This is a genomic window from Erwinia sp. 1181_3 (genome assembly GCF_052824965.1).
In genome coordinates, this window is the sequence record NZ_VTDE01000002.1 from 657,898 (window position 1) to 675,782 (window position 17,885).

The 17,885-nt window shown below is 55.6% G+C and carries 16 protein-coding genes and 1 riboswitch; of the genes, 6 read left to right on the plus strand and 10 right to left on the minus strand.

Annotated elements, in window-relative coordinates; all coding sequences use genetic code 11:
• Positions 1-30: 30 nt before the first annotated feature.
• Both rhlE and FY046_RS07395 read right to left on the minus strand, forming a co-directional pair.
• A complete protein-coding gene (gene rhlE, locus FY046_RS07390; protein WP_133841165.1) occupies positions 31-1,476 on the minus strand; it encodes an ATP-dependent RNA helicase RhlE in 1,446 nt (481 codons plus the stop codon).
• Between the two features lie 402 nt (positions 1,477-1,878).
• A complete protein-coding gene (locus FY046_RS07395; RefSeq protein WP_133841166.1) occupies positions 1,879-2,268 on the minus strand; it encodes a YbhQ family protein in 390 nt (129 codons plus the stop codon).
• A gap of 183 nt (positions 2,269-2,451) precedes the next feature.
• Between FY046_RS07395 and FY046_RS07400 the strand changes: the two genes are divergently transcribed.
• From FY046_RS07400 to FY046_RS07410, 3 genes are read left to right on the plus strand one after another with little or no spacing between them, the layout of a single operon-like run.
• Positions 2,452-3,213, plus strand: coding sequence for an endonuclease/exonuclease/phosphatase family protein (locus FY046_RS07400; RefSeq protein WP_133841167.1), 762 nt, complete (start codon positions 2,452-2,454; stop codon positions 3,211-3,213).
• Positions 3,210-4,454 (plus strand): cardiolipin synthase ClsB, encoded by a 1,245-nt coding sequence (gene clsB, locus FY046_RS07405; protein ID WP_446185919.1) that lies wholly within the window; start codon positions 3,210-3,212, stop codon positions 4,452-4,454. The genes FY046_RS07400 and clsB overlap by 4 nt, the downstream gene beginning before the upstream one ends.
• A complete protein-coding gene (locus FY046_RS07410; RefSeq protein WP_133841169.1) occupies positions 4,454-5,407 on the plus strand; it encodes a lysylphosphatidylglycerol synthase domain-containing protein in 954 nt (317 codons plus the stop codon). The genes clsB and FY046_RS07410 overlap by 1 nt, the downstream gene beginning before the upstream one ends.
• Before the next feature lie 166 nt (positions 5,408-5,573).
• Here FY046_RS07410 and FY046_RS07415 read toward each other — a convergent pair whose 3' ends face one another.
• A complete protein-coding gene (locus tag FY046_RS07415) occupies positions 5,574-6,284 on the minus strand; it encodes a Bax inhibitor-1/YccA family protein (protein WP_133841170.1) in 711 nt (236 codons plus the stop codon).
• A 247-nt stretch (positions 6,285-6,531) separates the two neighbouring features.
• Here FY046_RS07415 and FY046_RS07420 point away from each other — a divergent pair, with 247 nt between their 5' ends.
• Positions 6,532-8,478 carry a methyl-accepting chemotaxis protein gene (locus tag FY046_RS07420; RefSeq protein WP_133841171.1) on the plus strand — a complete coding sequence of 649 codons (1,947 nt, stop codon included), beginning with the start codon at positions 6,532-6,534 and terminating at the stop codon, positions 8,476-8,478.
• A 33-nt stretch (positions 8,479-8,511) separates the two neighbouring features.
• Here FY046_RS07420 and FY046_RS07425 read toward each other — a convergent pair whose 3' ends face one another.
• From FY046_RS07425 to moaA, 6 genes are all read right to left on the minus strand, one after another.
• Positions 8,512-9,603: a DUF1615 domain-containing protein gene (locus tag FY046_RS07425; RefSeq protein ID WP_446185920.1), complete on the minus strand. Its 1,092-nt coding sequence runs from the start codon at positions 9,601-9,603 to the stop codon at positions 8,512-8,514.
• 36 nt (positions 9,604-9,639) lie between these two features.
• Entirely contained in the window at positions 9,640-10,092 is a 453-nt protein-coding gene (moaE, locus tag FY046_RS07430) for a molybdopterin synthase catalytic subunit MoaE (RefSeq protein WP_159338070.1), read from the minus strand.
• A 1-nt stretch (position 10,093) separates the two neighbouring features.
• The gene (gene moaD / locus FY046_RS07435) at positions 10,094-10,339 is read right to left on the minus strand and encodes a molybdopterin synthase sulfur carrier subunit (protein WP_133841174.1); all 246 of its coding nucleotides are present in this window, start codon (positions 10,337-10,339) and stop codon (positions 10,094-10,096) included.
• Positions 10,332-10,817, minus strand: a complete 486-nt coding sequence (gene moaC, locus FY046_RS07440; protein WP_159338069.1) for a cyclic pyranopterin monophosphate synthase MoaC — start codon at positions 10,815-10,817, stop codon at positions 10,332-10,334. Before moaC ends, moaD begins: the two co-directional genes overlap by 8 nt.
• The gene (gene moaB, locus FY046_RS07445; protein WP_167864904.1) at positions 10,818-11,333 is read right to left on the minus strand and encodes a molybdenum cofactor biosynthesis protein B; all 516 of its coding nucleotides are present in this window, start codon (positions 11,331-11,333) and stop codon (positions 10,818-10,820) included.
• Positions 11,334-11,369: 36 nt separating this feature from the next.
• Positions 11,370-12,356: a GTP 3',8-cyclase MoaA gene (gene moaA / locus FY046_RS07450; protein ID WP_159338067.1), complete on the minus strand. Its 987-nt coding sequence runs from the start codon at positions 12,354-12,356 to the stop codon at positions 11,370-11,372.
• A riboswitch (molybdenum cofactor riboswitch) is annotated at positions 12,347-12,482 on the minus strand. (Overlaps the previous gene by 10 nt.)
• 165 nt (positions 12,483-12,647) lie before the next feature.
• Between moaA and FY046_RS07455 the strand changes: the two genes are divergently transcribed.
• On the plus strand, positions 12,648-13,556 hold the full coding sequence (locus tag FY046_RS07455) for a gluconeogenesis factor YvcK family protein (RefSeq protein ID WP_133841178.1): 909 nt from the start codon (positions 12,648-12,650) through the stop codon (positions 13,554-13,556).
• A 639-nt stretch (positions 13,557-14,195) separates the two neighbouring features.
• Here the strand turns inward: FY046_RS07455 and uvrB are convergent.
• Positions 14,196-16,220 carry an excinuclease ABC subunit UvrB gene (gene uvrB, locus FY046_RS07460; protein ID WP_446185921.1) on the minus strand — a complete coding sequence of 675 codons (2,025 nt, stop codon included), beginning with the start codon at positions 16,218-16,220 and terminating at the stop codon, positions 14,196-14,198.
• Positions 16,221-17,134: 914 nt separating this feature from the next.
• Between uvrB and FY046_RS07465 the strand changes: the two genes are divergently transcribed.
• Positions 17,135-17,851 (plus strand): ABC transporter ATP-binding protein, encoded by a 717-nt coding sequence (locus tag FY046_RS07465; protein ID WP_133841180.1) that lies wholly within the window; start codon positions 17,135-17,137, stop codon positions 17,849-17,851.
• The last annotated feature ends 34 nt before the right edge of the window (positions 17,852-17,885 follow it).

Below are 17,885 nucleotides of genomic sequence, written 5' to 3' on the forward strand. Positions count from 1 at the left end.
AGGGGGAAGCGGGCGCTTCCCCCTGATTAATTAGCCGTTGTTCGCCGGGTTAGAACGACGTGGGCGGGTTTTGTTGACGCGTGGTGCGCCAGCGTTACCGCCTTCAGGGCGAGCGCCGCGTGGGGCTCCTGCACTGCTGCCATTCGCATTACCCTGACGACGTTCGCCGCCATTGCCGCCGCCGCCGTTACCGGTACGACTGCCGCTGGCACTGCGATCGCCACCGCTGTTACTGCGTTGACCCTGGCCCGGGCCGCCACGACCACGTCCACCGCCGCCACCGGCTCCGCCACGCTGCTGCTGGCGACCGTTGATGATCGGTTCTGCTTTGATGCTTGGGTCTGGCTCGTAGCCGTCAATCGCCATACGCGGGATTTCACGCTTCAGTACGCGTTCGATATCACGCAGCAGCTTCAGCTCATCCACACACACCAGTGACAACGCTTCACCCACTGCGGCCGCACGACCGGTACGACCAATACGGTGTACATAGTCTTCCGGCACGTTTGGCAGTTCGTAGTTCACTACGTGTGGCAGCTCTTCGATATCGATACCACGGGCAGCGATATCCGTTGCCACCAGCACACGAATTTTGCCGTCTTTAAAGTCGCTCAGTGCACGGGTACGTGCGCCCTGGCTCTTGTTACCGTGAATAGCAGCAGACGTGATGCCGTCTTTATTTAACTGTTCAGCCAGATGGTTAGCACCGTGCTTGGTACGGGTAAACACCAGCACCTGCTGCCAGTTGTCACGACCAATCAGGAACGATAACAGCTCGCGCTTACGTTTCTTATCAACCATATGCACATGCTGCGTCACCTGCTCAGAAGCCGTGTTGCGGCGCGCCACGGACACTTGTTCCGGGTTGTGCAGCAGTTTTTCCGCCAGGGTTTTAATCTCATCAGAGAAAGTGGCAGAGAACAGCAGGTTCTGACGTTTTGCAGGCAGTTTTGCCAGCACGCGACGGATGTCGTGGATGAAGCCCATATCCAGCATACGGTCCGCTTCGTCCAGAACCAGGATTTCCACCTGAGACAGATCAAGAGCGTTCTGGTGCTCAAGATCCAGCAGGCGACCCGGGGTCGCGACCAGCACATCCACACCACCGCGCAGTTTCATCATCTGCGGGTTGATGCTCACGCCGCCGAAGACCACCAGCGAACGCATATCCAGATATTTACTGTATTCCTGCACGTTTTCGCCCACCTGAGCCGCCAGTTCGCGGGTCGGGGTCAAAATCAGTGCGCGCACCGGGCGACGGCCTTTAGGGTGCGGGTTGTTGCTGCTTAACAACTGCAGCAGTGGCAGGGTGAAACCTGCGGTTTTACCGGTACCGGTCTGTGCGCTGGCCATCAGGTCGCGGCCAGCAAGGACTACCGGGATAGCCTGGCGCTGAATAGGCGTCGGCTCGTTATAGCCCTGTTCTGCAACAGCGCGCAAAATATCGGCGTTAAGGCCGAGAGAATCAAATGACATAAAGTTGACTGACTCCGGATCCGCCCTGACCGCATAGCGGTGTAGTTTCCAGGGGGAGAGTTGACGCCAGGATCATTCCTGACGCTTGAATGAGAGCACAAACCACGGTGCGTAAGCCGGGCATTATAACAGATCCCTACGCTGCACAGGGAGTTATTCTTATCGTGTTATCCGAAAATGCGCTACAGCCTGTAACAGTGCACAAACGATCGCTTGCTGTTGCATACAACGCATTAACGTAACAACACTTTTGTCATGCAGGAGGTTTATGAAGTGATGACGGCCCTGGTGACACTGCAGCACGTGGTGGTCGTGGTGGTATTGCTAACGCTGGCAGAGTGATTGAAACGACGGAGAGAAAGGCCATAAAACAGACGGGCCACCGAAGTGGCCCGTTGGGGTTTAGCGTGGGCGCTGACTCGGCTGCACCCGCTCTTTCACCAGCAGGGAGACCAGCGCAGGGCCAGCTAACATAACGACCCCTGCGGCACACAGCAGCAGGTTATTATGGATGACTCGTGACAGCACCAACAGCACCAGCATTGCGGCACCAAAATAGTAAGTGGTGGTCACGTCTTCCAGAAAATCGCCAATACGCCGCAGACGCGGCAAACGCTGGGTCAATAACATCGCGGCAAACACGCTGACATACATCGCCAGTAAAATCGTGCTGACCTGTAACAAGGCCTGATGTTTCCACCCCCACACCAGCGCAGCAATCAGCAGCAGGTGCAGTGCGATATGTACGCAGTTTTGTCCGGTGACAATCTGAATACGATTAGACCATTTCATGCTCTTCTCCTGGCAACCTCCGTTAAAGGTTACCCAAGCGGGTTACTGACACAGGCCAGTAACATATTTCCTCAGACTAACGTAGTTTTCGGATTATGCTGCAAATTAACGCATATCCCGCCACACTTTTGTGACAAAGACTACACTTTATCCTTCATTAGTTATGAAGGTAGCGTCATCAGTATGTCACAAAAAGCGCAAGGATTTTCATTTAAAGTCCTGACGATCAATACACATATGGGTTTTAACGCCTTTAACCGTCGCTTTATTTTGCCTGAACTGCGTGATGCCGTTCGCAACACCGGGGCGGATATTGTGCTGTTACAGGAAGTGATGGGCAGCCATGCGTTGCATCAGTTACGCGTTGCTGACTGGCCTGAAACCCCTCATTACGAATTTCTGGCGGATACCATGTGGAAAGACTTTGCCTATGGGCGCAACGCGGTCTATCCGGAGGGGCATCACGGCAACGCCGTGTTATCACGTCTGCCGATCGTCGATTATCAAAACCGGGATATCTCTGTTGCGGGCACGGAAAAACGCGGCATTTTGCATTGCCAGATTCAGGTGCCGGACTCCCCCGTTACGCTGCATATTCTCTGCGTACATCTTGGTCTGCGCGAGGCGCACCGTTCGGCCCAGTTGCGCATGATGTGTCAGCTGGTCAATGAATTGCCGCCGGAAGCGCCGGTGGTGATCGCCGGCGATTTCAATGACTGGCGCCAGCGGGCGAATGCCATTCTGAAGCGTGAGGCGGGGATGGAAGAGGTATTCAGCCGCAAAAATGGCCGTCCGGCTCGCACCTTCCCTGCCCGCTTTCCTCTGCTGCGGCTTGACCGTATCTATGTGCGCAATGCGGGCATTAGCCATCCGCAAACCATCCCGTTACGCCCGTGGGCACATCTCTCCGATCATGCCCCGCTCGCCGTGGAGATCCACCTATGAATCTGAACTGGCGTGAGGGCAACCAGATTACGCTGCTGGAAAACGGTGAAGAATTTTTCCCCCGGGTATTTGGGGCGATCCGCCGCGCACAGCACAGCCTGCTGCTGGAGACGTTTATCCTGTTTGAGGATGACGTGGGTAACGCCCTCCATGAGGAACTGCTGGCGGCCGCGCAGCGCGGGGTGAAAATCGAGATGATGGTGGATGGTTATGGTTCACCGGATCTGTCGGACACATTCGTTCACAGCCTGACGTCGCTGGGGGTACGTTTTCTCTATTATGATCCGCGTCCGCTGGTGCTGGGGATGCGCACCAACCTGTTCCGCCGCCTGCACCGTAAAATCGTGGTCGTCGATGGTACGATCGCTTTCGTCGGGGGCATCAACTATTCCGCAGAGCATAACGCCAGCTTTGGCCCGCAGGCCAAACAGGATTATGCCGTTGAGGTGAAAGGCCCGATTGTTGACGATATTGCACACTATGTGCAGCAGGAGATCGGCAGCGAACAAAAACATTACCGCTGGTGGGGACACCGTTCTCACCGTCCGGCGCACAATGCCACGCCAGGGGATGCCCAGGCATTGCTGGTTTATCGTGATAACCATCAGCACCGCGATGATATTGAACAGCATTATATCGAAATGCTGAAAAATGCCAGACAGGATGTGATCATCGCCAATGCCTATTTCTTTCCCGGCTATCGCCTGCTGCGTGAGATGCGTCAGGCGGCGCGGCGCGGAGTGCGCGTGCGCCTTATCGTGCAGGGCAAACCGGATATGCCGATTGTCAAAGTGGGTGCCGAGCTGCTGTACAACTACCTGGTGGAGGGCGGCGTGGAAGTCTATGAGTATTGCCGTCGCCCGCTGCATGCCAAAATCGCGGTGCAGGACAGCCAGTGGGCAACGGTGGGCTCCAGTAACCTTGATCCGTTGAGTCTGTCGCTAAATCTGGAAGCTAATTTAATGATCCACGATAGTGCATTTAATCAGCAGGTGCGTGATAACCTGGAGGGCTTGCTGTCAGCCGACTGTCAGCGGGTGCAGGAAAGTCAGCTACCGTCACGCAGCTGGTGGCAGCTCACTAAAAATGTGGTGGTGTTCCACTTTCTGCGCCACTTCCCGGCAATTGCAGGCTGGCTGCCGGCCCATACGCCGAAACTGGCCCAGGTACCTCCACCGGTTCAGCCGGAGATGGAAACTCAGGATCGCGTTGAACCGGAAAACGAAGGGGCAAAACCCTGATGGCAACCTCCTCGTTACTCTGGAAACGTACGCGAAAAGTCCTCACCTGGCTGTTTTTTATCGCGGTTATTGTCCTGTTGGTGGTCTACGCCCGCCAGGTGAACTGGGCCGATGTCTGGAATGTGGTGGTCAATTATAACCGGCTGGCCATTTTAGGCTCAGTGGCGCTGGTGGTGGTCAGTTACCTGACTTACGGTCTGTATGACCTGATCGGCCGCGCCTACTGCGGACATAAGCTGGAAAAACGCCAGGTCATGCTGGTGTCGTTTATCTGTTACGCCTTTAACCTGACGCTCAGTACCTGGGTCGGAGGGGTAGCGATGCGCTATCGCCTTTACTCACGGCTGGGGCTGGACGGCAGCACCATTACGCGCATCTTCTCACTGAGTATCGCGACTAACTGGCTGGGTTATGTTCTGGTGGCCGGCGTGGTGTTCAGCGCCGGTATGGTCAGCGTGCCAGGCGGCTGGTTTATCGGTGCCGGCACCCTGCGTATCACGGGCTTCGCACTGCTGGCTTTTGTCGTGGCTTATCTGGCGCTGTGTGCATTCTCAAAAAAACGGCGCTGGACGATCAAAGGACAGAAGCTGGCGCTCCCGTCACTGCGAATGGCGCTGATTCAGTTTGCGGTATCCAGCGCCAACTGGCTGGTGATGGGCGCCATTATCTGGCTGCTGTTAATGCAGAAAGTGGATTTCCCGCAGGTGCTGGGCGTATTGCTGATCAGCAGTATTGCCGGGGTAATCATTCATATTCCGGCCGGAATTGGCGTGTTGGAGGCGGTGTTCCTGGCGTTATTGCGTGGTGAACCGATTTCGCATGGTGCGATTATCGCCGCGCTGCTGGCCTATCGAGTGCTCTATTTTATTGCCCCGCTGCTGCTGGCGCTGGTGCTGTATTTATGGCTGGAAGGCCGGGCGAAATCGTTACGGGCAAAGAATTTGTCAACGTAATGATAGCGGGTCAGGCATGCCTGACCCCTACGTGAATTCAGATACGCGCCTGACACCTGCGTGAATTCAGATACGCGCCTGACCCCTACGTGAATTCAGATACGCGCCTGACACCTGCGGGACATGCAGACACGTAGGGGCGAGGCACGCCTCGCCCACTCTGGTTTTAACGGCGGTTGCCGAAAATCCGCAGCAGCATCAGGAACAGGTTGATAAAGTCGAGATACAGCGTCAGCGCCCCCATAATGGAGAAGCGACGCAGGTTCTCTTTATCATTAACGTCGATCCCTTCACCGATATTTTTCAGCTTCTGGGTGTCATACGCCGTCAGACCAACAAACACCACTACCCCAATGTAGGTTACCGCCCACATCAGTGCCGTGCTCTTCAGCCAGATGTTCACCAGTGATGCCAGTACGATGCCGATCAGCGCCATAAACAGCATACTGCCCATTCCGCTCAGATCGCGTTTCGTGGTGTAGCCCCACAGACTCATGGCACCAAACATCCCGCCCGTCACCAGGAAAGTGCTGGCAATGGAAGAGTAGGTATACACGAGGAAAATACTCGCCATCGTCAGTCCGGTCAGCGCCGAATAGAGCATAAACAGCCCGGTGGCAACGGTGCCGCTGAGTTTATGCACCATCCCCGACAGCACAAACACCAGTCCCAACTGGACGATAATCAGGCCAAAGAAGGTAATACGATTGGCAAACACCAGTTCCATCACCTGCGGCGTATTGGCCGCATACCAGGAGATAAAGGCGGTTAACAGCAGTCCACAGGTCATCCAGCCGTAGACCTGCGCCATATAAACAGACAGGCCGGTGCTGGCGCGCTGTACGATTGAATCACTGGAACGTGGATATCGGTCCATGATGCTCCCCTTAAAAGGTGAATGAAATTACGGTTAGATCCGCTATTAGCTTGGCACAAACTCCACCCGCTCCGCCACCCTGCAACCGTGCTCTTTTTGCCAGATTGATTACCTGTTGAAGTTATTACGGAGTGAGACAATAAGCGGATAAAGATTGTGCAGCTTCTGCCGATAGATCGCTTACAGGGAATTTTAGTTACAAGAAGACACATAGCGATCACATTATTGCCACATCGGGGGAAGTCAGATGCAGAGTCAGTCGGTTCCAAAAAAGAAAATGAGTACCCGTACACTGATGCTGCTGACCGGGGTGCTGACTATCACCCTCGGTTTCAGCGTGACGATTGGACTGCTCAGTTGGCAGTCCAGCCAACAGCAAAGGAAACTGGCAGAAGAATATCTCGGTCAGATCGCCCAGAGCCAGGCACTGGCCGTACAGAATGAGCTGGATTATGCCCGTACTGTCGCCACATCGATGGGACAGAGCCTGGTCGCTCTGCGTGCCTCTGGCATCAGCGATCGTGCTATTGCAGAACAGCAGATGATCTACTCCCTGAAACTTAACCCAAGCTATCTGTCGATGTCGGTCGTGTTCGAACCTGATGCCTTTGATGGCCGCGATGCCGAGTTCGCCAGCCAGCCAGGATCGCCGCCCGCCGGGCGTTTTGCCCGTTTTGTTGACCGTGACCAGGCCGGAAACTATAAAGCGCACTTTATGGGATCGTTCCTGACACCAGGCCAGGGTGACTACTACCTGGTGCCGCGCAAACTTGAGCGCGACACCCTGACCGAACCCTATAGCTACGCTTATAACGGCATCCCTACCCTGCTGACGTCGGTTTCTGCGGTCATTGTCGATGACGGTAAATTGAAAGCGGTCACCACCTCTGATATCTCCCTCGCCTCGCTGCAAGAGCGTGTCAGTAAAATCAAACCCTGGGAAGGCAGCGGCTATGCCATGCTGATTTCCACCGCCGGTAAAGTGGTTTCCAGTCCGAATAAAGCGGATGCCGGTAAGCAGTACAAAGGCGAAACTGACGGCTTCACCACCAAAATGGTCGAACGCTTTGATCCGGTACTGGGCGAAGAGGTGCTGCAAACCTGGCGTCCGGTGACCGTCGGTAACAGCAAAGCTTCATGGTATCTCAGCGTTGTCGCTCCGGTTGATTTGGTGATGGCCGCCGCTAACCGCCAGTTAATGTACGCAGTGGCAATGATGCTGATCAGTATCATCGTGGTGTGCGGCGTGCTGGGCGTGATCTTCAGCCGTAAAGTGGCAACGCCTATTGGTGGCGAACCGCGTCAGGCGGCAGATATCGCCATGGCCGTGTCGGAAGGCGATCTCAGCGCCAATATTCCGGTGAAAAAGAATGATCAGCAGAGTATTTTCTTCGCCATGCAGACCATGCAGCATCAGTTGCGCAATATGGTCGGTGAGATTATTTCGGCCAGTGATTCCGTGCGCCAGGGTGCAGAAGAGATTGCCAGCGGCAACCTTGACCTCGCTTCCCGTACCGAGCAGCAGGCGGCAGCGCTGGAAGAGACAGCAGCCAGCATGGAGCAGTTAACAGCGACGGTAAAACATAACGCCGATAACGCGCATCAGGCCACGGCACTGACCGAAAATGCCACGGATATTGCCCAACGCGGTGAGCATCTGGTGTCGCAGGTGGTGAAGATCATGCAACAGATCGATGAAAGTTCACAGAAAATCGGTGCTATCACCAGCATTATCAACAGTATCGCTTTCCAGACCAACATCCTGGCGCTGAACGCGGCGGTTGAAGCTGCACGAGCCGGGGAACAGGGGCGTGGTTTTGCCGTTGTGGCGGCAGAGGTGCGCAATCTGGCGCAGCGCAGTGCCAACGCAGTGAAAGACATTTCTGCCCTGATCAGCGAATCGACTCAACGTGTTGATCAGGGGGTGACGCTGGTGCAGAGCGCCGGAAAAACCATGCAGGAGATGACCCAGGCGGTGAACTCGGTGAAAACCATTATCGGGGAAATTGTGCATGCCTCGGATGAGCAATCACAGGGTATTGGTCAGGTAACGGTCGCCGTGAACCAGATGGATGGCGCAACGCAGCAAAACTCCGCGCTGGTTCAGGAGATGTCCGCGGCTGCGGCTTCGCTGGAAGATCAGGCGAAGACGCTGGCGCAGACGGTGCAGATTTTCAAACTGCAATCAGTGTAAGACAGCGGTAGGGGACGGGCATGCCCGTCCCTGTTAATGACGACCGATACAGCTCTGATATTGGCTGTTCACCCGCTGGGCAAACCACGCGGTGGTGAGATTACGGGTAATCTTCGGACTCTCCAGCTTGATCCCCGGTAACACTTCGCGCGGCAGCTTTTTCCCGGCATCTTTCTCAGCCAGAGCAAATACCGACTTCCACAGATCGGTTTTCTCGAAATCGATGCTGTCGCCTTTCTCCAGTGCACGGCGAATCGCCCGGTCACTGTAATCCAGCCGCTTACCCAGAGTACGTACCGCCTTCTCGGTCGATCCTGCACTGTCGGAACCGTAGTTTATCAGGTCACCATCCAGCGCCAGCTTAATGCCACTTAACCGCGACACTGCCGCCTGGAATGCCGCATTACGGCTGGCGTACCAGCCTGCATTAAAGTCGGCAAAGCGATACAGCGGCGACGGATAATTAGCCGGATAGCCAAGCAGGTGCCGGGTGCCAAACCACATGCCTCCCCGGCGGGAAAAGACTTCGCGGCGAACAGAACTGTCCACCTGATACGGATACCCTTTAGCATTGGCTTCCGCGAAGGCAATACTGACCTGCATCGGCCCGCCCGTGTGGATTGGATTCAGGTTGCCAAACAGCTTCTGTCCCATTGGCACCATATCGATAAAATCATCAAATACCGCGCTCAGCTCTTTCTCACTTTTGACGTGATCCAGACGCCAGGCATAACTTTTGCCGGTCGGTGAGTTGATCATCAGTGCGGTGCGCACCAGGAAGGACGGAATATGCATTTGCCCGGCACGGCGATCTATCTCCGCCCAGGCAATTTTTGGCAGACCCGGCACGGTGGCATCGGCGCTGAAGTTAGATTCCTGTCCGGTCACCGCAATGACGGCGCAGATATTGCTGACGTCGGGCACGATATTCTGGCTGTTAAATGCCACGAAAATATCCTGCGTCCATCCCTGACGATCGCTGACGCCCGCAGGTAACAGACGGGCAATATCGGCTTTTACATCGGTCGGGCGCGGCTGAGATGCTGTGTCCGACGGCTGATGGCTACAACCCGCCAGCACCAGCAGGGCCAGCGGCAAAAGATGATGCAGTTCAATCCGGCGCATGAAAATCCTCAAGGCAGAGTCAAAATGATAAATACGCTATTTCCAGCGGTCTGCGGCTTGATGGTCGCTGTCACGCGCGGCAACCCAGCGGTCACCTTCAGCGGTGGCTTCCTGTTTCCAGAACGGGGCACGGGTCTTAAGCTGATCCATGATAAATTCTGCGGCGGCAAACGCCGCTCCCCGATGCGCACCGCTAACCCCCACCAGCACGATTTCATCGCCAGGGAACAGCTCGCCAATACGATGGATCACCGTCACACGCTGCATCGGCCAGCGGGCGCGCGCCTCTTCGACAATCTCTGCCAGCGCTTTTTCGGTCATACCGGGATAGTGTTCCAGCCTCAGCGCGCTGACATTATCCCCCAGATTGTGGTTGCGCACCTTGCCCGTGAACGTCACCACGGCACCGTCAAGATCGGATGCCGCCAGCCACTGGTACTCATCACTCATGCTGAAGGGCGCACTGCCCACGCGAATGCGGGTATCCATTTCAGCCCCCGGTGACCGGCGGGAAGAAGGCAACTTCATCCCCGGCACGAACAGGATGCTGCATTGACACCAGCGTCTGATTAACCGCGGCCAGTAGCTTGCCGGATTCCAGCGCCAGCGCCCAGCGCTCGCTTTGCTGCGCCAGCTGACTGCGCAGGGCTTCGACATTCTGATATTCCGCGGGCAGTTCAAGGCGATCAATACCGACCAGTTCGCGCACCTGGGCGAAAAACAGCACGTTAATCATGGGCCACCGCCTGGAAATCACCGGATTTCCCGCCGCTCTTACTTAACAGGCGACACTGCTCAATGGTGATATCTTTCTGCACGGCTTTGCACATATCGTAAATCGTTAACGCAGCGACCGATGCAGCCGTCAGCGCTTCCATCTCAACCCCGGTTTTCCCCGTCAGGCGGCACAGCGATTCAATGCGAACCCGGTGATGTTCAGGTTCGGCGCTTAACGACACTTCGACCTTGCTCAGCAGCAGCGGATGGCACAGCGGGATCAACTCCCAGGTCCGTTTGGCCGCCTGAATACCGGCGATGCGCGCCGTGGCGAACACATCCCCTTTGTGGTGGCTGCCATCGATAATCATTTGCAGCGTTTCAGGACGCATGACGACATAGGCTTCTGCCCGTGCTTCACGCACGGTTTCCTGTTTGGTGGACACATCCACCATATGCGCCTCTCCGGCGGCATTAATATGCGTTAACTGAGACATTTACGGCTTCTTCACATGCGAAACAAAGTGACAGGGACGGGTGCGGGCATCGAGCTGATCCTGAATGATGCGCTCCCAGGCAAGCTGGCAGGCCCCGGTTGATCCCGGTATGGCGAAAATCAGCGTGTTATTGGCTAAACCGGCCACCGCGCGCGATTGCAGGGTAGATGTGCCAATATCCTCATAGGAGATCATGCGGAACAGTTCGCCAAAGCCTTCAATCTCGCGATCGAACAGCGGCAGTAACGCCTCTGGCGTGGCGTTTTTCTCGTTAAACCCCGTGCCGCCGTTAATCAGCACCACCTGCACATTATCGCTGGCGATCCAGCGCGAGACTTCGGCACGAATACCGTAGCGGTTATCCGCCACGATACCGCTCTCCACCGTGTGGTGCCCGGCCTCTGCCAGCGCTTCGCGCAGATAGTCGCCGGAGCTGTCAGTTTCAGTCGTATGGCGATCGGAGACGGTGAGTACCGCCACGTTAAGGGGGATAAAATCCGTTGATCCTTTGCCCATATATACTCCTTAGATTAACGCCTGTATCGTCGGCTGTTAGCCGCCGATAAACGAGAGATTCTGTGTAATACCGGTATTTCCCTGATGGAGAAAATGCGTCTCTTTCTTCGTCGTCAGGCTACCGGCAATACGCGCCTGTAATTCGGCCTGCTGGCTGTCATCGGCCAGCAAATCACGCAGCGGCACACCGCCATCGCCAAACAGGCAAAGATGAAGATTTCCCGTGGCAGAGACGCGCAGACGGTTGCAGCTGGCGCAAAAGTCTTTTTCATACGGCATGATCAGGCCAATTTCACCCTGATAATCCGCATGACTGAACACCTGCGCCGGGCCGTCGCTACGGGCGCGCAGTTGCTGCACCCAGCCCTGTTGCAGTAACTGGTCGCGGATCACCTGGCCGGAAACATGGTGTTTGCGGAACAGTGCACCACCGTCACCGGTTTCCATCAGTTCGATAAAACGCAGCTGAATGGGACGGGTGCGTATCCAGTCGAGGAAGGTATCGAGGCTTTGATGATTGACGTCACGCATCAGTACGGTGTTGACTTTTACCTTGCTGAATCCGGCGTCGAAGGCCGCATCAATCCCGCGCATCACGTCATCAAATTTATCCTGCCCGGTGATGGCATGAAACTGGCGCGCATCCAGGCTGTCGATACTGACATTCAGCGCGGTCAGCCCGGCAGCACGCCACTGCGCGACATCGCGCTTCAGGCGATAACCATTGGTGGTGAGGGCTATCTGACGAATGGAAGGATTTTCACGCACGGCCGCGATGATCTCGGTAAAATCACGGCGCATTGAAGGTTCACCGCCCGTCAGGCGCACTTTTTCCGTACCTGCTGCGGCGAAGGCACGTGTGACGCGGCGGATTTCATCCAGCGACAGGAAGCTTTTGTTCTGCGCGCCCTGCGGCTTGTAACCGTCGGGCAGACAGTAAGTGCAACGGAAATTGCACACGTCGGTGATCGACAGGCGCAGGTAATAAAACCTGCGCGCGAAGTTATCAGTAAATTGTGGCACCTGTGACACCTTTCCAGATAGGGAGATGCAGTCATTTCTTTCTGCACCCTGGCAACTCAACGGTTGCGGCCAGGACACCATATCCAGCAGGACACAGGTATCAGGGCTTAAGTGTGATTCACCGAAAATCGGTAAACCGTGATAGCGCAAATGTTAGCGCTAATACAGCAGGGTTACCAGCGCAGTATTTCGCTATGTATTATTATATATAACGCATTTTCCCCGCATTTTAGCGGACGTTTAGCGTAAAATAAGGCTCATAACAGTTTCATCACATGACGAATGGATATTATGCGAAATCGCACGTTAGCTGACCTCGACCGCGTGGTGGCATTAGGGGGAGGACACGGTCTGGGCCGTGTGATGTCCGCCCTTTCACCTTTGGGTTCCCGCCTGACCGGCATTGTCACCACCACCGATAACGGGGGTTCCACCGGGCGTATACGCCGCTCTGAAGGCGGTATCGCCTGGGGCGATATGCGTAATTGCCTGAATCAGCTGATCGCCGAACCGAGCGTTGCTTCCGCCATGTTTGAGTACCGTTTTGCCGGTAACGGTGAGCTGGCAGGGCATAACCTCGGTAACCTGATGCTGAAAGCCCTCGATCACCTCAGCGTCAGGCCGTTTGAAGCTATCAATCTGATCCGCAATTTGCTGAAGGTGGATGCATTCCTGATCCCGATGTCCGAGCAGCCGGTTGACCTGGTGGCGCTGGATGAAGAAGGCCATCTGATATACGGCGAAACTGAAATTGATCAGATGATACAACCGCCGCAGGAGCTGATGCTCGCGCCCAAAGTCAGCGCCACGCGTGAAGCGGTGGAGGCCATTGGCGAAGCTGACCTGATCCTGATTGGTCCGGGCAGTTTTTACACCAGCCTGATGCCCGTTCTGCTGCTGCCTGAGATTGCTCAGGCCCTGCGCCGCACGCCGGCCACGATGGTGTTTATTGGTAATCTCGGGAAAGAACTCAGCCCGGCGGCCGCGAAGCTGACGGTCACCGATAAGCTGGCCATGATGGAGAAGGCGATAGGCAAACGTGTGATTGATGCGCTGGTGCTGGGGCCAAAGGTCGACAGCAGCCAACTCGACGGGCGACTGATCATTCAGGAACCGCTGGAGGCCGGAGATATTCCGTATCGCCACGATCGCCAGTTGCTACGTATGGCGCTGGAGCACGCAGTGCAGGCAATGGTGTAAAGACGGGGCGACCGGAAAAATTAATGTCTGATCATTCGGCTTCAGGTCTGAGGCCAGTTTGAGCACGCCGGATCGGCAACTGCCGCATCCATGCGGGCCTCGGCACGCGGCGTCCCTGCCGCGTGACGTCCGGCTTACCTCAAACTGGCCCCATCCCCGCAGAACGTCTGCTCGCTGTAGGTATTACAACCCCCACCATGTGACAGTCTCTGCGGATTGATTTGAATCAGGATTTTGGATCTTGGTTTTGACCTGGATTTTGACGTTGAGGCGGCATTCAGCAGCGCTGAGGAAGCGCAGTGAACCAGGACGAACCGCCAGGACGGCGGTGAGAGTGAGAGCCGGCACAGGGATGTGCCGTCACGACTGCTCCGTCGGTGAACGATGCTTGCGAAGGTATCCACGCAGTGGACGCAGCGCCTGCCGCAAAGCCCGGGCCCCCAGGGCGGCGGCGACTGGCCGCCCTGGGTCGCTCAGCCCGCGCAGCGGGAAAGCGAAACGCCCTTGACGTTGACCTGAACCATCGTGCAGGCCCGCGTCACTGGCCGACCGGAAAAGAAGGTGGCTGCAAATAATGCAGGTCTTGTTTTGTGGGGATCCCTCAGGGGTCGCCCCTACAGAATCGGGTCAGACCCTACGCTAAGATGCCGCGATAAACAGTTCGCGCACCTTGTGTAGTTGGTCGCGTACCTGGGCGGCCTCTTCGAACTCCAGATTCTGTGCATGCTTTTGCATTTGAGCTTCCAACTGGTGGATGCGTTTCTGCAATCCACCCGGCGACAGATCAACATACTCAGGATCGTCTTCCACAATGCTGCGCCCTTTCATGCTGCGCACCTTCGCTTTGTTCTTCGCCAGCCCCTGGCCCAACTCCAGAATGTCCGCGATTTTCTTATTCAGGCCCTGCGGTACAATGCCGTTTTCCAGGTTGTGCTGCTCCTGCTTTTCACGACGCCGTTCCGTTTCACTGATCGCACGTGCCATAGACGGCGTGATTTTATCACCGTAGAGGATCGCCTTACCGTTAAGGTTACGCGCCGCGCGGCCAATGGTCTGGATCAGTGAGCGTTCAGAGCGCAGGAAGCCCTCTTTATCCGCATCGAGGATTGCCACCAGCGACACTTCGGGCATATCCAGCCCTTCACGCAGCAGGTTAATCCCCACCAGCACATCAAACTCACCGAGGCGCAGGTCGCGGATAATCTCCACGCGCTCCACGGTATCGATATCTGAGTGCAGGTACCGCACCCGCTCGCCGTGTTCTTCCAGATACTCGGTGAGATCCTCTGCCATACGTTTGGTCAGCACCGTGACCAGCACGCGCTCGTTTATCACCACGCGTTTACGGATCTCAGACAGCAGATCGTCGACCTGCGTCCCTACCGGGCGCACCTCAATGGTCGGGTCAAGCAAGCCGGTGGGACGCACCACCTGATCCACTACGTCCCCACCCGATTTCTCCAGCTCATAGTTGCCAGGAGTCGCGGACACATAGATGGTTTGCGGCGCCAGCGCTTCAAACTCTTCAAATTTCATCGGGCGGTTATCCAGCGCTGATGGCAGGCGGAAACCGTACTCGACCAGCGTCTCTTTACGCGCCCGGTCGCCGCGATACATCCCGCCGATTTGTGGGATCGTCACGTGGGATTCATCAATGACCAGCAGGCCATCGGCGGGCAAATAGTCAAACAGCGTAGGCGGTGCCTCACCAGGGCCACGCCCGGAAAGATAGCGGGAGTAGTTTTCAATGCCCGAGCAGTAACCCAGCTCGTTCATCATCTCCAGGTCAAACTGGGTTCGCTGGCTGATTCGCTGCTCTTCCAGCAGCTTATTGTTAGCCAGCAGCACCTGTTTACGGTCAACCAGCTCCACTTTGATCTCTTCCACCGCCTGCAGAATGCGCTCACGCGGGGTCACATAGTGGGTTTTGGGGTAGATGGTATAACGCGGCACCACCGAGTCAATCTGCCCGGTCAGCGGGTCGAAAATGGATAAGCGTTCGACTTCTTCATCAAACAGCTCAATGCGCAGCGCATAGTCGTCAGACTCTGCCGGGAAGATATCGATCACTTCACCGCGCACGCGGAACGTGCCGCGCTGGAAAGCCTGGTCATTGCGGGTGTATTGCAGCTCGGCAAGACGACGCAGGATCGCGCGCTGGTCAATAACCATGCCACGTGACAGGTGCAGCATCATTTTCAGATAGAGGTCCGGGTCACCCAGGCCGTAAATTGCTGACACTGAGGCCACCACAATCACATCGCGCCGTTCGAGCAGGGCTTTGGTGGCAGAAAGACGCATCTGCTCAATGTGTTCGTTTACCGAGGCATCTTTTTCGATAAAGGTGTCAGAACTGGGGACATAGGCTTCAGGCTGGTAATAGTCGTAGTAAGAGACAAAGTACTCCACCGCGTTATCAGGGAAGAACTCTTTCATCTCGCCGTAAAGCTGTGCCGCCAGCGTCTTATTGGGTGCCAGTACCATCGTCGGTCGATTGAGATCGGCAATCACGTTGGCAATCGTAAAGGTTTTACCTGATCCGGTTACGCCCAATAACGTTTGATGCGCCAGGCCATCTTCCAGCCCCTCTTCCAGGCGGCGAATCGCTTCCGGCTGATCGCCAGAAGGTTTGAAATCGGAGTTGAGTTTAAACACTTTGCTCATAACAGGCTACCTGATGAAGAGGGACGCGAACCGGACTGTAATTCTACTCTGCCGTGACGATTTTGCCAGCAAAAAAGGCTGGATAAAATCCCAGGTATTTTTCATACTGCTTCAAAGAAACGCAAAGCCGCACTTTTGCCGCCCGGTGCGCAAACGTATGCGGAAAGTGTCTGAAAGGCTTATCCCCAGATAGTTTAGCCTTTTAACATTTGTCAATAGCCGCCCGCCAAAAGCGCTGATGGATCAACCCAGGATTTTTACCTGTATTGATTTTAAATAAACAATTGATTTAACTATAGTTTATCAATAAGCCGAGTTTCACACCAACCCGAGCCAAAGCCGCGTCCGCTCTCGCATTGCGCAGGTTTTCAGACGTTAATGCACAAGGTTATCCACAGGAATAGTGGATAACTGTTTTCAGCGCCTGACCCGTCTGATGTGTATAAATCGTCCCCACGCTCCCATCTGACCGCCAAATATTTTTTTTTGCTTTTTTTTCGTCACGCAAAGGGGGCAGCAGCAAGGATAAACGGGCAACTTATGCACCGTTTTGAGCCACGTGCGCCTATCGAATTATCACCTCACATTTTCGGCTCTGCTATTTTACATGGCAGTTGCACCATGACCGTTTCACCTGCGGCACTGGCCCGGTGCAGCGCGCGGTTGACCACGAGAAATTGTTTAGCGCCGCTCACCAATACCTGCCGTCAATGTTACCATTTTGTGTATTTTTGGCCTTTTTCCGAACTGGCCTGCTATTTGCAAGCTATATCAGTACCGCCTCACGCTTTCATCACACCAAAGCGAAAAGCGCAAAGCCGCGGGCATTTTTATCAATGCCGGACTGTTTGCCTGACGACAAAGAGCGTAAGCAAAACAGGTGCGATCGATAACTGTCTGAAGGAGAGTGTCAGATGCTCAGTTTACGTTCTATTAATCAATTTTATGGGCAAAACCACATTCTGTGGGACGTTGACCTGGATCTGCAACCGGGCACCTGCACCGGCATTATCGGCCAGCCGGGAATGGGTAAAACCACGCTGGTGAACTGCATTATGGGACACCTGCCCATCAACAGCGGTTCCATGATCTGGCAGGAAGATAACGGCCCGCCGCAGGATCTGTTACTGCAACCGGTAGAGAAACGCGCGTCGCTGGGCATTGGCTATGTGCCGCAAGGGCGCCAGATTTTTTCGCAGATGACCATTGAAGAGAACCTGCAAATTGCCCTACTGGCAGGGGCAGGTATGGAGCGCCACCGCGCAATCCCGCCGATGGTTTACGATCTGTTTCCGGCGCTTTACTCTCTGCGCCATCAGCGCAGCGGCGAGCTGCCGATTGGCCAGCAACAGCAACTGGCGCTGGCACGTGCGCTGGTACTGCAACCGAAGCTGCTGATTCTGGATGAGCCGACGGAGGGGATGTCACCCTGGCTGGAAGAGGAGATGGGCAATCTGATCCATCGTCTGAATCACGACTTCGGCATGACGATTCTGTTGCTGGAGCAGCGCCTGTCGTTTATTCGCCGCGTGGCCGATTACTTCCTGCTGCTGCATCGCGGGCGCAATGTCGCCCATGGCAAAGTTGCCCAACTGGATGACAGCATGGTGAATACATGGCTGACGGTGTAATGACGACGGGTCGACCGGAAAAAAGGGGCTCCCC